Raw genomic sequence first — 16,347 nt, 5'->3', positions numbered from 1 at the left:
GCCGCGCAATGCATCGCACTCCACGCCAACCGCGAACGCATCAAAGCCCAATCCGGCTTCCACTGGTGGCCCGGCCGTGTCCAACCGAGCTGATCTAACGGATTTATCAGGCCTCGGCGGTCAGTTCCACCGGGGCATCTGCGCCCTGCGCGGACAGCCAGCGCTCGGCATCGAGCGCGGCCATGCAGCCCATGCCCGCACTGGTGACCGCCTGGCGATAGACATGATCAGTCACATCGCCCGCCGCAAAGACACCGGGAACCGAGGTTTCGGTGCTTCCCGGCTTCACCTTCACGTAATCGCCATGGTGCATCTCAACCTGCCCGCGCACCAGTTCGGTGGCAGGCGAATGGCCGATGGCAATGAACACCCCGTCGCAGGGGATCATCTGCTCGGCATCGCTGGTCGCATGCTGCGCGCGCACCCCGGTCACACCGGCATTGCCCTCACCACCCAGAATCTCGGCCACGGTATGATCCCACAGGACCGAGACCTTTGGATTCCTGAACAGCCGCTCCTGCATGATCTTTTCGGCGCGCAGACTGTCGCGGCGGTGGATCAGCGTCACTTTGCTGGCGAAATTGGTCAGGAACAGCGCCTCTTCGACCGCGGTGTTGCCACCGCCGACCACCACCACCTCCTTGCCGCGATAGAAGAATCCGTCGCAGGTGGCGCAGGCGGATACGCCCATCCCCTGCAGGCGCGATTCGGACTCGAGCCCCAGCCAACGCGCCTGTGCGCCGGTGGCCAGGATCACCGCATCGGCGGTATAGGTGGTGCCGCTGTCACCCCGCGCCACGAAGGGGCGTTGGGACAGGTCCAGCGCGGCAATATGGTCGGTGATGATCTCGGTCCCCATGGCGCGGGCATGGGCCTCCATGCGCACCATCAGCTCTGGGCCGGTCGTCATGGTATCGCCGGGCCAGTTTTCCACCTCGGTGGTGATGGTCAGCTGCCCGCCGGGCTGTATCCCCTGCACCAGCAGCGGTTCCAGCATCGCACGCGCGCCATAGACGGCTGCGGTATATCCGGCGGGGCCAGAGCCGATGATCAGAAGGCGGGTGTGGCGGCTGTCGCTCATTTTGGGGTCGATCCTCCGAAAGCTTTGGCGCCTTAGGTGGCGAATTGGCGCGCGAATTGCAACCCGCGCGCCCCGCAAAGGGCGGTGTCATTCCGCCGCGCGCACCTGCCCGCGCTCGGGCGCCCGATCGCTCTGACGCAAGAGCAGCGGCGCGGGCCACCCGCCCGCGGGGTGCGGCGGCACATCCCAGATGATTTCCGCCCCGCGCACCCGGCGGAGGCGCTTTTCCAGCGCCCGGTCCTGCCGTGCCGCTCCGTCGCGCGAAGACAGCAGCCACCGCAAGCCCAGCGCCCCGCGATAGGCGCCCGCTTCGATCCAGACACGCAGCGCCAGGAAAGCCGGCGTCACCAGCAGCGTCAGCAGCGTCGCCACCCCCAGGCCAAAGACAACCGCCGTGGCCAGTTGCTTCCACCAGAGCGCCACCGGACTGTCGAGGGAAAAGCCCCCGTTGACGAAATCGAGGCTGAGCCCCAGCATCATCGGTGTCAGCCCGGCCATGGTGGTGATGGTGGTCATCAGCACCGGACGCAGGCGGGCCTCGGCGGTGCGGATGATTGCCTCGATCCGCGGCATGATCTGGGAATAATACTGATAGGTGTCAATCAGCACGATGTTGTTGTTCACCACGATCCCCGCCAGCGCAACGATCCCGGTGCCGGTCATGATCACCGAGAATGTCTGGTCCATCACCAGCATTCCGATCAGCACCCCGGTCGAGGACAGGACCACCGCCAGCAGAACCAGCCCCGAATTGTAGAAGCTGTTGAACTGCGTCAGCAGGATCACGAACATCAGCCCCAGCGCGGCGGAGAACGCCACCGTCAGGAACTGGGTGCTTTCCTCCTGGTCCTGCTGTTCGCCGGTCCATTCCCAGCCGATGCCTTCGGGCAGCGGGTTTTCGGTCTCCAGCCAGTCGGTCAGCGCGGCGATGCGTTCGTTGGCATTGATCTGCACCACGCGCAGGCCTTCGGCGCGGACCTGGGCGGCGATCTCTTGCGCGCGCGCGTAATCGTCACTTCCCGGCTCCAGCCGGTCGGTTGAGGTCAGCTCACGCCGGACCAAACGGACGGTGTTGCCCTGAGCGTCCACCAGCCGCGACAGACCCGGCGCAACATCCGCCTTGACGTCATAAAACCGCTGGCGATTCACCCGGTCGATCTGGCCGCGCCGGGCCACGGGTTCACGGGTGATGAAATTGGACATGGGCACCAGCCCCGTGGCGGTCTGCACCCGCAGATCATCCAGCGTCGACAGCAGACGGTCAGCTTCAGGCAGGCGGACGCGAATCTCGATCTCATCCTCCGAGGTATCGACCCGCATGGTGTCCAGCAGGATCCCGCGGGTGACCAGCTGGATCATGCCGCCGACCGTGGCCACATCGGCGCCAAAGCGCCCGGCGCGGTCCACATCGACATTGATCTGCCAGTCCACGCCCGGCACGGGGCGGCTGTCCTCCAGGTCGATCAGCGCCGGGGTGTCGGCAAAACGGGCCAGGGCGATTTCAACCGCGTCTTCCAGCGTGTCGAAATCATCGCCGGTCAGGCGCAGATGGACGGGTTTCTGGCCCGCGGGGCCGCCGGTCTGGATCAGGAATTCGGTCTGGATACCCGGTATCTGGTCAAACTGCGCCTGCAACCGGTCCAGGATCGCCTGACCGCGCATGTCGGGGATGCCCTGGCGCCCGCTCCAATGCGTCAGCTCGAACTGGATCTGGCCGATGGTGTCGCGCGGGGGGCCTGCACCGGCGGTGTTGGTGTTCAGCCCGCCATCCCCGGCAAAGGCAAAGACGGCATCAAGGCCGGGTTCTTCAAGCGCAATCGCCTCGACCTGCCGGACCAGGGCGTCCTTTTCATCCAGTGACAGGTTGCCGCGGGCACGGACATAGACGGCGCCCTGTTCCGGTTCCGTTTCCACAAAGAATTCGACGCCCCGGCTGTTTTCGCCGTAATACTGGAACACGGCCATGACAAAGGCGCCAACGGCAATGATTGTGACCACCGGCATCACCGGGTTGCCGACCAGCAGCCGGATCAGATAGCCAAAGGGGCGGCGTTTGTGGCCCGCATGGACCTTGCGCTCACGCTGCGGCGGGACAATGGCGCTCAGCACCACCGAGGCCGCCATGGCCGACAGCCCCAGCAGCACCGCGCCGGGCAGACGCGCCAGCACGCCAGACCCTTCGGCAGGGGCGGGCGATGGCCAGGCCGGGTTCAGCAGCAGCATCACCGCGGCATAAAGTCCGCCCCAGGCCAGCAGCAGAAGCGGCAGCCGCAGCACCACGGGCAGGCGGCGCAGCGCGCGCGACACCTTGTTCAGCACCCGCGCCAACCGCCCCGTCACCCCGCCCAGCACCGGCAGGAACACCAGCGCCACCACCAGCGATGCCGTCAGCACGAAGATCAGCGTGATCGGCAACATGCCCATGAACTCGCCCGCGACACCGGGCCAGAAGAGCATCGGCAGGAAGGCGCAGAGCGTGGTCGCCGTAGACGCGGTGATCGGCCAGAACATGCGCTTGGCGGCGGCGGTATAGGCCTGCATGGGGCCGTCGCCCTCGGCCAGGCGCTTGTCGGCATATTCGGTAACCACCACGGCACCATCGACCAGAATCCCCACCGCCAGGATCAGCCCGAACATGACGATGTTCGAAATCGTCACCCCCATCACCCCCAGCAGGATGAAACACAGCATGAAGGATGTGGGAATCGCCAACCCCACCAGCATGGCCGAACGCAGGCCCAGCGCCGAAAGCACCACGATCATCACCAGCGCGATTGCCGTCATGACCGAGGTTTCCAGCTGGTTGACCATCTCTTCGACCTGGAAGGAGCGGTCCAGCGCCGGGGTGGTGCGGATGGCGTCCTGCAATTCCTCGGGCCAGGTGGCACGGGTGGCCTCGACGGTTTCGCGGACCTCGGCGGCGGAATCGATCAGGTTGAACCCCCGGCGCTTGACGACTTGCAGGGCAATATTGGTTTCGCCATTGAACCGCGCGGTGCCGGTGCGGTCCTCATAGGTCAGACGGATATCGGCCAGATCGCCCAGCCGCACCACGCTGTCGCCATTGACCTTGATCGGCAGGGCATAGACGTCTTCGGGGCCTTCGAAGGTCGATGGCACGCTGACCCCGAAAGCGCCCGAGCTGGTCTCGACATCGCCGGCGGCGACAAGCTGGTTGTTGCGGCTGATGACCTGGATCAGTTCTCCGGCGGTGACGTTATAGGCCTCCAGCCGCAGCGGGTCGATGATCACCTCGACCATCTCGTCGCGCGACCCGGCGATCTCGACCTCCAGCACCGAATCCAGATCCTCGACCGCGCGCTTGAGATCCTGCGCGGCGCGCAGCAGGGCGCGTTCGGATACATCGCCTGAAACGGCGATGATGATGATGGGGAACTCGGAAAAATTGAACTCGGATATGCTGTAGTTTTCGGCACCGGAAGGGAAATTCGCCTCGGCGCGGTTCATGGCATCGCGCACATCGGCCAGAACTGCGGTCTTGTCCCAGCCGAATTCGAATTCCAGCACCGCAGCGGCAAAGCCTTCGGCGGCAAAGGCGTTGATTTCCTTCAGATCGTCCAGGTCGGACAATTCGCTTTCCATGGGCCGCAGCAGCAGGGTTTCCCCATCCGCCGCGGAAATCCCCGGGAACGGCACGGTGATGATCACCGCCGGGACCTCGATGTCGGGCTCACCTTCCTTGGGCAGGCCGGTATAGGCCAGAATGCCCGCGCCCAGGGTCATCACCACCAGCGCAAGCACCATGCGCGCATGCGCGCCGGCCCAATCGACGATCCCCTTCATTCGCGGCCCTCCGGCGCATTGCCGCGCCAGGTGACTTCCACCTCCACCCCTTCGCGCACGAATTCCTGACCGACAACGATCGCATCGACCACATCCGGCAGCCCGCCCAGCCAGATGCCTTCGGCGGCATCGCGCAGCATGGTGGCGGGCAGGAATGTCACCCGGCCCGCATCATCCACGGCGCGGATACCCAGCACCCCGTCATCGGCCAGCGTCAGCGCCGAACCGGGCAGCAGATGCCCCACCTCGCCCTCGGACTGGATCAGCATTTCGGCGCTCTGCCCTTCACGGATGGCATTGTCTTCGTTTGCCACCGTGACCTCCACCCGGAAGGTGCGGGTTTCGGGGTCGGCCGCGCGCGAGATGAAGCTGACGTTGCCCATCACTTCACGCCCCGAGGCCAGCCGCCCCCCCGCCAGCGCGCCGATTTCCAGCCGGTCCACCTGGCGTTCGGACACAAAGCCCACCAGCCGGATCGGGTCCAGCTTGATCAATGTGGCGCAGACCGCGCCGGGCTGCAGAAGGCTGCCCATCTCGGCGGTGTCGCTTTCCAGTATCCCGTCAAAAGGGGCGTGCATGACCAGCCGGGCCAGTTCCTCGACCGCGGCATCGACGGCAGCCTGGGCGCTTTGGGTCGCGGCCCGGGCTGACAGCACCCGTGTCTGGCTGGCAAAACCTTCGTCCGAAAGTCGCTCGGCGGCATTCAGATTGACCTCGGCCTCGGCCAGGCGGGCGCGGGCTTCGGCCAGTTGCGCGCTGCGCACCCCGCCCGAAAGCTCGCACAGCGGGTCGCCGGCCGCGACCTCACTGCCGCGCGGCAGCGGTTCGGACACCACCAGCCCCGAGGTTTCCGCCCGCACCTGCACCCGGCGCGCGGCTTCGGTGCGGCCACGCAGGGTGACAGCGGATTCAACCGGTTGCGCGACGGAATGCTGCGCCACGACCCGCATGACCCGGGCGGGTTCGACGGCGCCCAGCTCCGCCTCATCCTCGGGCGTCACCGCCGCGCCTGAGGCCAGCGCCATCAGCGCCTCACGCTCCATGATGAAGGCATACATGAATGCCATGATCGCCAATGCGGTCAGAATGGAGAAGATGCGCATTGCGGGGCCTTTCGGGCAGGAAGGGGCGACTCGAAGCGCCGAGTCATGGGCCGGTATACGCTGAACCGACCGGTTCAGATTATGAATTTCTGCGCAGCAGCACAAGCACCCCCGTGTGGTGCCGCAAGCGGGTAATTATAACGTGAATCCCCGGCGCGTCACCCGGCTGCGTCCCGATGCGGGCTTTGCAATCAGCACCGCTTCGCGCTAAGAGGTTGCGCAGGCAAACGGATGGGTGTTCCTTGAGCAATACCGACAGTTTTATCGAAGAAGTCAGCGAAGAGCTGCGCCGCGACCGGATAACGCGGCTGATGAAGCGTTATGGCTGGCTGGCCGCCGTGGCGGTGGTTCTGGTTGTCGGGGGGGCGGCGTGGTTCGAATGGCAGCGCGCCGTGGAACGTGACCGGGCCGAAGCCTTTGGCGATGCGATCCTGGCGGCGCTGGACGCGCCCGGCGATGGCGAGCGCCGCGCGGCACTGCGCGCGATCGAAGGCGATGGCGCGCAACAGGGCCTTCTGAACCTGCTGATCGCCGCCGAAGCCATGGATGACGACCGCGACGCGGCCCTGGCCGCGCTTTCGGCGGCGGCCTCGGATACGGCGCTGCCGCAAAGCTATCGCCAACTTGCAGAGTTGAAGCGCGTCATTCTGGGCGGAACCGATATTGACCCTGCCGAGCGTGAGCAGGTCCTCTCGGGTCTGGCCCAGCCGGGGCAGGCGTTCCGGCCGCTGGCGCTGGAGCAATTGGCCGTGCTGCGCATGGAAGAGGGCGAATCCGATGCCGCGCTCGCGATTCTGACGGATCTGCTGCAGGAACCTGATGTAACCGAAAGCCTGCGGCGGCGGGTGCGCCAGATGATCGCCGCGCTGGGCGGAGACATTGACGCGGCCTGAGCGGGGACCGGCCACGCGCGATGCCGCAATGCCGCAGCGCGCTTGACCCTGCGGCCGGGGCAATGGCACAAGCAATCATGCCCGCTTCCAATGATGGGCAGGCGTTGGGGCAGGAAACGGGAGCGAAATCGGTGGGCCTTATCAGATACGCATCGATCATGGCGCTTGCGCTTGCGCTGTCCGGCTGTGACCGGGAATACATCCTTGAGGGGGAGCGCTTCGACATCCGCGCCCCGTTTTCGGAAACCGCGGGCCAGGAGCCCGCGAACCGCGCCGCGCCGCTGTCCCTGCCTGCCGCAGTGGCCCACAGCGAATGGACACATCGGCTGGGCACACCCAACCATCGCATCAGCCATCCTGCCCTTGGCGGCACATTGCAGCACGCCTGGTCAGCCCCCATTGGCGCGGGCGAGGATCGCCGCCACCGGATCACCGCCGAACCCGTGGCCGCGCAGGGGCGTGTCTTTACCCTGGACAGCCGCGCCACCGTCACCGCCACCGGCAGCAATGGTCAAACCGTCTGGCAGCGTGACCTGACCCCGGCAGGGCAGCGCGGGGATGGCGCCTCGGGGGGCGGGCTGGCGCTCTCGGGGGGCGTTCTTTACGTCACTTCGGCCTATGGGCGGCTGCATGCGCTGGATGCCGCAACCGGCGAAGTCCGCTGGACCCACCGCTTCGACGCCCCGGCAAAGGGGGCACCCACCGTGATTGGCGAGCGGGTCTATGTGGTGGCCGCCGACAGCTCTGCCTGGGTGCTGGACACCCGCGACGGCAAGGTGGACTGGCAGTTACCGGGAACGCCATCGGCGGCGTCCATGGTCGGGGGTGCGGCCCCGGCCACCGCGGGCGATCTGGTGCTGTTCCCGATCCCGTCCGGCGAGCTGATCGCCGCGCGCCGCGATACGGGCATGGAGGTCTGGCGCCGCGTCATCGCCGGGCAGCGCCAGGGCATGGCCTATGCCGGTGTGACCGATATCACCGGCGATCCGGTGGTGGTGGGCGATACGATCTATGTCGGCAACCAGTCCGGGCGGGTGATGGCGATGAACCAGCGCGATGGCGCCATCCGTTGGACCGCCGACGAGGCCGCCTATGGCGCCGTCTGGCCAGTGGGTGATGCATTGTTCATGCTGTCGGACCGCAACCGGATCATCCGGCTGGATGCAGACAGCGGCCAGAGAGTCTGGGCGCAGGATCTGCCGCTCTTTACACAAGCGCGCGAGCGGCGGCGCGCCGAGATTTTTGGCCATTACGGTCCGGTGCTGGCGGGGGGGCGGTTGATCGTTGCCTCGAATGACGGGATGTTGCGGTTCTTTGACCCGGTTTCGGGTGAGGCAACCGGCAACCTGGAACTGCCCAGCGGTGCCGCGGCGGCCCCGATCATCGTGGATCGCACGCTTTATGTTGTCACGGGCGACGGCCAACTTCACGCCTATCGCTAGGACCGGCGCGCGGAGCGGCTGACTGTCTGGTCCCTTGGCAAGGGGGGGCTCGATCAGGCCCCCCATCGAAGGGGGCCCGATCGACGGGTGTGGCCGCGGGCCACCCCCGGGCGCCCTGCCCCGCCGCTTGCGCCAAGGGGATGGATGGTGGACCGGGCACAGGAAAAACCCGTTTCCTCTTTGGCGCCGTTTGCACTAAGAAGCATCGCCTGACCCCAGCGCTTCGGAGCCTGACATGAGTTTCACCATGGCCATCGTGGGCCGCCCCAATGTCGGCAAATCGACCTTGTTCAACCGGCTGGTGGGCAAGCGTCTGGCGCTGGTCGATGACCAGCCCGGTGTCACCCGCGACCTGCGCGAAGGCACTGCCCGTCTGGGCGATCTGCGTTTTGCCGTGGTGGACAGCGCCGGGCTGGAGCTGGAGCAAGGCGACAGCCTCAAGGGGCGGATGCGCAAGCTGACCGAGCGCGCGGTCGAAAGCGCCGATATCTGCCTGTTCCTGGTGGATGCGCGTGCAGGGATCACCCCTGCCGATGAGATCTTTGCCGATATCCTGCGCAAGCGCGCCCGCCATGTGATCCTGGCCGCCAACAAGGCCGAAGGCACCGCCGCCGAGGCTGGCGTGATGGAGGCCTGGGCGCTGGGACTGGGCGAGCCGGTGGCGCTGTCGGCCGAGCATGGCGGCGGCATGGATGAGCTCTACCACCGCCTGCGCCCGCTGGCCGCCGAATTCACCGCCCGGGCCGAGGAAGCCGCCCCCGAGGTGGATATCGACCTGCCCGAGGATGACGCGGCCGAGGCCCCCGATTTCACCCCCAGCGCCGCGCGCCCCTTGCAGGTGGCGGTGATCGGGCGGCCCAATGCAGGCAAGTCCACCCTGGTCAACGCCATTCTGGGCGAGGATCGCATGCTGACCGGCCCCGAGGCCGGGATCACCCGCGATGCCATCTCCATCCGCACCGACTGGCGCAACACGCCCATGCGCATCTTCGACACCGCAGGCATGCGCAAGAAGGCCAAGGTTCAGGACAAGATCGAGAAACTCTCGGTCGCCGACGGGCTGCGTGCGGTGCGCTTTGCCGAAGTGGTGGTCGTCCTGCTGGATGCCGAGATACCGTTCGAGACCCAGGACCTGCGCATCGCAGATTTTGCCGAGACCGAGGGCCGCGCGGTGGTGGTGGCGGTCAACAAATGGGACCTTGAGCCAGAAAAACAGGCGCGGCTGAAGGAGCTGAAGCAGCAGTTCGAGAAACTGTTGCCGCAGTTGAAGGGGGCGCCGCTGGTCACGGTCTCGGCCGCCACTGGCAAGGGGCTGGACCGGCTGCACGGGGCGATCCTGCGCGCGCATGAGGTCTGGAACCGGCGCGTAACCACCGCGAAGCTGAACCAGTGGCTGGCCGCGATGGTCGAGGCCCACCCGCCCCCCGCCCCCGGCGGGCGCCGGATCAAGCTGCGCTACATCACCCAGGCCAAGACCCGCCCCCCCGGCTTCGTCATCATGTGCTCGAACCCCGAGGACCTGCCGAAAAGCTACACGCGCTATCTGGTAGGGGGCTTGCGCGAAAGCTTCGACATGCCGGGCACGCCGATCCGGGTGTTCCTGCGCTCGCGCGCTGAAAAGAACCCCTACAAGGACCGCAAGAAGCCCGGACAATCCCGGCTGCGCAAGCATATCGAAGGCCGCCGCCCCTGACCCCTGGCCGAACCGGGCCAATACCCCTGACCCTCCCGGTTGCAGCCGCGTTGCCCATCCTCCGGGGCCATGCTACGGGCACCGCGCGGGCGGGAGGGCAAGCACTTGGACCTGAAACAGGAAACCGAAGCCGACTGGTGGGAGGTCGAGGCGCTCTATGACCTGTGCTTCGCACCGGGGCGCGAGGCGCTGTCCTCCTACCGGCTGCGCGACGGGGTGGCGCCGGTGGCGGAACTGTGCCTTTGCCTGCGCGACGGCCCGGCGCTGGCGGCGGTGATCCGCTACTGGCCGGTGCGCGCTGGTGGCGCCCGCGCTTTGCTGTTGGGCCCCATTGCCGTGCACCCTACCCGCCAGGGCGAGGGCCTGGGCGGGTGGCTGATGCGCGACAGCCTGGAGCGCGCGCGTGCCTTTGGCTGGGACCGCGTGCTGTTGGTGGGCGACGCGCCCTATTACGCGCGCTTCGGCTTTGTCCGGCTGGCGGGCGTCACCATGCCGCCCCCCACCAACCCCGACCGCGTGCTGGGCCTGGCCCTGACCCCCGGCGCCTGGGACGGGGTGCACGGCGATGTGCGCCGCATCACCGACTGAAAGCACCTTGCGCGCGGGGGCGTTCATCGCTATATCGCATGCAACAGCGGCGTTCCGGCCTCCACCCTCGGAACCCACCGGAACCTTTGTGACGGGCCGCGGGCCCGTTTTTTCGTTTTGGAGGACTGCATGTCCGACCTGATTGCCAAGACCGGCATCGACAAGCGCCTGGCCGAGATCGCCGGCCCCGTCATCGAAGGCATGGGATTCGAACTTGTGCGTCTGCGCCTGATGAGCGGCAAGACCCGCACCCTGCAGATCATGGCCGAACGCCCCGAAGGCGGGATCGAGATCGAGGATTGCGCCCGGATCTCTACCGCCGTCTCCGCCTCGCTTGATGTCGAGGATCCGATCTCGGACGCCTATACGCTGGAAGTCTCCAGCCCCGGGATCGACCGTCCGCTGACCCGGCTGAAGGATTTCGATGTCTGGGACGGCTACGAGGCGCGGCTGGAAACCGAAGAACTGATCGACGGGCGGCGGCGCTTCAAGGGCACCCTCGCCGGAACCGAAGGCGACGAGGTGCTCATCGACATCGAGCAGGAGGGCGAGACCGTCACCATCGGGCTGAAATTCGACTGGCTGTCGGATGCCAAGCTGGTCCTGACCGACGACCTGATCGCCGAGATGCTGCGCGCCCGCAAGGCCGACGGCATCTTCAACGAAGCCGATTTTGACGAAATCGACACCGGAACCGACACCGCTTCCCAGCAGGAGTGAGAGACATGGCCATCACCAGCGCCAACCAGCTTGAATTGCTTCAGACCGCCGAGGCCGTGGCCCGCGAAAAGATGATCGACCCCGATCTGGTGGTCCAGGCCATGGAGGAAAGCCTCGCCCGGGCCGCCAAGTCCCGCTATGGCGCCGACATGGACATCCGCGTGGCCATCGACCGCAAGACCGGGCGCGCCACCTTTACCCGCGTGCGCACCGTGGTTGCCGATGAAGAGCTGGAAAACTACCACGCCGAGCTGACCGTCGATCAGGCGAAACAGTATCTGGACGACCCGCAGATCGGCGACGAGATCCGCGATGAGGTCCCGCCGGTGGAGCTGGGCCGGATCGCCGCGCAATCGGCCAAGCAGGTGATTCTGCAAAAGGTCCGCGAAGCCGAGCGCGACCGCCAGTATGAGGAATTCCGGGACCGCGCCGGGACCATCATCAACGGGCTGGTCAAGCGCGAGGAATACGGCAACATCATCGTCGATGTGGGCCGTGGCGAGGCGATCCTGCGCCGCAATGAAAAGATCGGCCGCGAAAGCTACCGCCCCAATGACCGCATCCGCTGCTACATCAAGGATGTCCGGCGCGAGGCGCGCGGCCCGCAGATCTTCCTGTCGCGCACCGCGCCCGAGTTCATGGCCGAGTTGTTCAAGATGGAAGTGCCGGAAATCTATGACGGCATCATCGAGATCAAGGCCGTCGCCCGTGACCCCGGCTCGCGCGCCAAGATCGCGGTCATCAGCTATGATTCGGGCATCGACCCGGTCGGCGCCTGTGTGGGGATGCGCGGCAGCCGTGTGCAGGCGGTGGTGAACGAATTGCAGGGCGAGAAGATCGACATCATCCCCTGGAATGAGGATCAGGCGACCTTCCTGGTCAACGCGCTGCAACCGGCCGAGGTCAGCAAGGTGGTGATCGACGAGGAAGCCGGCAAGATCGAGGTCGTGGTCCCCGATGAGCAGCTGTCGCTGGCCATCGGGCGGCGCGGCCAGAACGTGCGTCTGGCCAGCATGCTGACCGGGCTGGATATCGACATCCTGACCGAGGCCGACGAATCCGCCCGCCGCCAGGCCGAATTCGCCGAACGCAGCGCGCTGTTCATGGATGCGCTGGATATCGACGAGATGATGGCGCAGCTGCTGGTGGCCGAGGGCTTCACCACGCTGGAGGAAGTTGCCTATATCGAACAGGATGAACTTCTGGCCATCGACGGGTTTGACGAGGATACCGCCGACGAGCTTCAGGCCCGCGCCCGCGACCGGCTGGAAGCGGTCAACCAGGCCGCGCTGGAGAGCGCGCGCGCCCTGGGCGTCGAAGACAGCCTGATCGAATTCGAAGGCCTGACCCCGCAGATGATCGAAGCGCTGGCCAAGGATGACGTCAAGACGCTGGAGGATTTCGCCACCTGCGCCGACTGGGAACTGGCTGGCGGCTGGACCACGGTGGACGGCCAGCGGGTCAAGGATGATGGCGTTCTGGAGCCCTTCGATGTCAGCCTGGAGGAGGCGCAGCATCTGATCATGACCGCGCGTGTCCTGCTGGGCTGGGTCGATCCCACCGAACTGGAGGCCGAGGCAGAAGCCGAAGACGACGCCGAAGCGCCGGAACTGGAAACCGAAGAGCCTCGCGCCTGAGCCCGAAAGGAGCCCCTGACCCATGACCCGAGGCGGCCGCAAGAAGGAATTGGACACGCCCGAGCGGCGGTGCATCGCCACGGGCGATGTGCTGCCGGTGGCGCATCTGATCCGGTTCGTGGTCGCCCCGGACGGCACCATCACCCCCGATGTGGCGGGCAAGCTGCCGGGGCGGGGTATCTGGCTGCGGGCGGACCGTGCCGCACTGGACCGCGCGGTGAAGAAGAAGCTCTTTTCCCGCGCGGCGCGCCAGCAGGTCAGCGTGCCTGACGATCTGGCCGCGATGGTTCACCAATTGCTGACCCGGCGCGTCCTTGATATGCTGAGCATGGCGCGCAAGGGCGGGATCGCCGTGGCCGGGTATGAAAAGGTCCGCGATCTGGCTCTGCGCGATGATATGGCGGTTCTGATCCAGGCCGCGGATGGATCAGAACGCGGAAAGACCAAGCTGAAGCCGCCAGCGGGCGACGAAACCTTCATCGGACACCTGACCGCCCGGGAATTGGGTTTTGCATTCGGGCGGGATCGTGTGATACATGCCGCGCTTCGCGCTGGCGGTCTGACGACACGTGTAGTAGAGGAAGCCGCAAGGCTTGCGGGACTGCGCGAGCAAATCGGCGCGAAGGTCGCCGGAGAGGAAAAGACGAACGCATGAGCGATACAGACGGCAAGAAAACCCTTGGGCTTGGTGGCAACCGTCCCGGACAGGTGAAGCAAAGCTTCAGCCACGGGCGCACCAAATCCGTGGTGGTGGAGACGAAACGCAAGCGCGTGGTCGTGCCGAAGCAGGGTGCGCAGACGGCCTCCTCAGGCAAGGGCAAGCCGGCGGTCAAGGGCGATCCCTCGCGCCGCCCGGCCGGAATCACCGATGCCGAGATGGAACGCCGCCTGAAGGCATTGCAGGCCGCCAAGGCGCGCGAACAGGAAGAAACCGCCGCCCGCGAAGCCGAGGAAAAGGCCCGCGAGGAAGAGCGCCAGCGCCGCCGTGAAGAACAGGAAGCCCGCGAGCGCGAGGAACGCGAGCGCGAGGCCGCACTCAAGGCCAAGGCTGAAGAAGAAGCCCGCGCCGCCGAGGTCGAGGCCGAAAAGGCCCGCAGCGCTGCCGAGCCCGCCCCCACGCCTGCGCCGGCACAGCCCGCTTCCGCGCCGCAATCAGACCGCACGCGCCCCGCGCCCGCGCCAGCCTCGCGCAAGGTGGAGCGTGAGAAGGAGCGCGATTCGCGCGCCAAGCCCACGCGGGACGGTGGCCGCCGGTCGGGCAAGCTGACCTTGAACGAGGCGCTCTCGGGCGATGCCGGTGGCCGCCAGCGGTCCCTTGCGGCGATGAAGCGCAAGCAGGAACGCGCCCGGCAGAAAGCCATGGGCCAGAACGCCCCGCGCGAAAAGGTGATGCGCGATGTGCGCCTGCCGGAAACCATCGTGGTGCAGGAACTGGCCAACCGCATGGCCGAACGCGTGGCCGATGTGGTCAAGGCGCTGATGAAGATGGGCGTCATGGCCACCATGAACCAGACCATCGACGCCGATACCGCCGAACTGGTGATCGAGGAATTCGGCCACAAGGTGGTGCGGGTTTCGGACTCGGATGTGGAGCAGGTGATCGAGCAGGTCGAGGACAAGCCCGAAGATCTGCAGCCGCGCCCGCCGATCATCACCATCATGGGCCATGTGGACCACGGCAAGACTTCCCTGCTGGACGCGATCCGCAAGACCAGCGTCGTCTCGGGCGAGGCTGGCGGGATCACCCAGCATATCGGCGCCTATCAGGTCACGACGGAATCGGGCGCGGTGCTGTCCTTCCTGGACACGCCGGGCCACGCGGCCTTTACCAGCATGCGCGCCCGCGGCGCGAATGTGACCGATATCGTGGTGCTGGTGGTGGCTGCCGATGATTCGGTGATGCCGCAGACGATCGAGGCGATCAACCACGCCCGCGCCGCCAAGGTGCCCATGATCGTCGCCATCAACAAATGCGACAAGCCCGACGCGGACGCCAACAAGGTGCGCACCGAACTTCTGCAGCATGAGGTCGTGGTCGAAGCCATGTCCGGCGAGGTTCAGGATGTCGAGGTTTCGGCCATCACCGGCAAGGGGCTGGATGAACTGCTGGAGGCCATCGCGCTCCAGGCCGAGATCCTGGAACTGCAGGCCAACCCCGACCGGTCGGCCATGGGTGCGGTGATCGAGGCCAAGCTGGATATCGGCCGCGGCCCGGTGGCCACGGTTCTGGTGCAGCACGGCACGCTCAAGCGCGGCGATATCTTTGTCGTCGGCGAACAATGGGGCAAGGTCCGCGCCCTGATCAACGACAAGGGCGAGCGGGTCGATCAGGCTGGCCCCTCGGTCCCGGTCGAGGTTCTGGGCCTGAACGGCACGCCCGAAGCGGGCGACGTGCTCAACGTCGTCGAAACCGAGGCCCAGGCCCGCGAGATCGCCGACTACCGCCATCAGGCCGCCAAGGACAAGCGCGCGGCCGCCGGGGCTGCAACGACGCTGGAACAGCTGATGGCCAAGGCCAAGGCTGACGAAAGTGTCGCCGAACTGCCCGTGCTGGTGAAAGCCGATGTGCAGGGCTCGGCCGAGGCGATCGTCCAGGCGCTGGAGAAGGTCGGCAACGAAGAGGTCCGCGTGCGCGTTCTGCATTCCGGCGTCGGTGCCATTACCGACTCGGATGTGGGGCTGGCCGAAGCCTCGGGTGCGCCGATCATCGGCTTCAACGTCCGCGCCAATTCCAGTGCGCGCAACAGCGCAAACCAGAAGGGCGTGGAGCTTCGCTACTACTCCATCATCTATGATCTGGTGGATGACGTGAAGGCCGCCGCTTCGGGCCTCCTGTCCAACGAGATCCGCGAGAAATACATCGGCTATGCCGAAATCCGCGAGGTCTTCAAGGTCTCGGGCGTGGGCAAGGTCGCCGGCTGCCTGGTCACCGAAGGGATCGCGCGCCGCTCTGCCGGGGTGCGCCTTCTGCGCGATGATGTGGTGGTCCACGAGGGCACGCTCAAGACCCTCAAGCGCTTCAAGGACGAGGTCAAGGAAGTGCAATCGGGCCAGGAATGCGGCATGGCATTCGAGAACCACGAGGATATCCGCAAGGGCGATGTGATCGAAATCTTCGAGCGCGAGGAGGTCGAGCGCACGCTCACCTGATCGCGCCTGCCGGAGCATCGCAGGATTCACAGGAACCGGCCGCGCAAGCGGCCGGTTTCTTTTGCACCTCATGGCACCTGTGACGGTCCGTACATGACCGCGCCCATCGCTGGGGCAGAGGATGCCCTTGACGCAGACCGATCCGATCTCACAAACAAGAACGGGCGCCGGTTGTATCGGCGCCCGTTGATTTTGTTGTGTTTTGGTTTTCAGGTGCTTGCGTTTCTGCGTGCCTT

General features: G+C 66.3%; 11 protein-coding genes. 8 read left to right on the top strand and 3 right to left on the bottom strand.

The features are described from left to right. Positions 1–106: 106 nt before the first annotated feature. From trxB to HUK65_RS16475, 3 genes are all read right to left on the bottom strand, one after another. Positions 107–1,081, bottom strand: coding sequence for a thioredoxin-disulfide reductase (gene trxB, locus HUK65_RS16485; RefSeq protein WP_179907372.1), 975 nt, complete (start codon positions 1,079–1,081; stop codon positions 107–109). Between the two features lie 87 nt (positions 1,082–1,168). After that, on the bottom strand, positions 1,169–4,885 hold the full coding sequence (locus HUK65_RS16480) for an efflux RND transporter permease subunit (RefSeq protein WP_179907371.1): 3,717 nt from the start codon (positions 4,883–4,885) through the stop codon (positions 1,169–1,171). Next, positions 4,882–5,952, bottom strand: coding sequence for an efflux RND transporter periplasmic adaptor subunit (locus HUK65_RS16475; protein ID WP_407692437.1), 1,071 nt, complete (start codon positions 5,950–5,952; stop codon positions 4,882–4,884). Before HUK65_RS16475 ends, HUK65_RS16480 begins: the two co-directional genes overlap by 4 nt. A gap of 278 nt (positions 5,953–6,230) precedes the next feature. Here HUK65_RS16475 and HUK65_RS16470 point away from each other — a divergent pair, with 278 nt between their 5' ends. The 8 genes from HUK65_RS16470 to infB all read left to right on the top strand — a co-directional run bounded on the left by HUK65_RS16470 (position 6,231) and on the right by infB (position 16,111). After that, the gene (locus HUK65_RS16470; protein ID WP_179907369.1) at positions 6,231–6,881 is read left to right on the top strand and encodes a hypothetical protein; all 651 of its coding nucleotides are present in this window, start codon (positions 6,231–6,233) and stop codon (positions 6,879–6,881) included. A 77-nt stretch (positions 6,882–6,958) separates the two neighbouring features. Further along, entirely contained in the window at positions 6,959–8,323 is a 1,365-nt protein-coding gene (locus HUK65_RS16465; protein ID WP_235442220.1) for a PQQ-binding-like beta-propeller repeat protein, read from the top strand. Between the two features lie 235 nt (positions 8,324–8,558). Further along, a complete protein-coding gene (der, locus tag HUK65_RS16460) occupies positions 8,559–10,016 on the top strand; it encodes a ribosome biogenesis GTPase Der (RefSeq protein ID WP_179907368.1) in 1,458 nt (485 codons plus the stop codon). A 69-nt stretch (positions 10,017–10,085) separates the two neighbouring features. Then, entirely contained in the window at positions 10,086–10,604 is a 519-nt protein-coding gene (locus tag HUK65_RS16455) for a GNAT family N-acetyltransferase (RefSeq protein ID WP_179907367.1), read from the top strand. A gap of 129 nt (positions 10,605–10,733) precedes the next feature. Continuing rightward, the gene (gene rimP / locus HUK65_RS16450; RefSeq protein WP_179907366.1) at positions 10,734–11,324 is read left to right on the top strand and encodes a ribosome maturation factor RimP; all 591 of its coding nucleotides are present in this window, start codon (positions 10,734–10,736) and stop codon (positions 11,322–11,324) included. Between the two features lie 5 nt (positions 11,325–11,329). After that, positions 11,330–12,961, top strand: coding sequence for a transcription termination factor NusA (gene nusA / locus HUK65_RS16445; RefSeq protein ID WP_179907365.1), 1,632 nt, complete (start codon positions 11,330–11,332; stop codon positions 12,959–12,961). Positions 12,962–12,983: 22 nt separating this feature from the next. Continuing rightward, positions 12,984–13,616, top strand: a complete 633-nt coding sequence (locus HUK65_RS16440) for an RNA-binding protein (protein ID WP_179907364.1) — start codon at positions 12,984–12,986, stop codon at positions 13,614–13,616. Continuing rightward, entirely contained in the window at positions 13,613–16,111 is a 2,499-nt protein-coding gene (infB, locus tag HUK65_RS16435; RefSeq protein WP_179907363.1) for a translation initiation factor IF-2, read from the top strand. Before HUK65_RS16440 ends, infB begins: the two co-directional genes overlap by 4 nt. The last annotated feature ends 236 nt before the right edge of the window (positions 16,112–16,347 follow it).

Origin of the sequence: Rhabdonatronobacter sediminivivens (assembly GCF_013415485.1) — a bacterium.
Classification (GTDB): domain Bacteria; phylum Pseudomonadota; class Alphaproteobacteria; order Rhodobacterales; family Rhodobacteraceae; genus Rhabdonatronobacter; species Rhabdonatronobacter sediminivivens.
The sequence above is the reverse complement of the archived record's forward strand: the minus strand, read 5'-3'. Positions and strand labels throughout refer to the sequence as shown.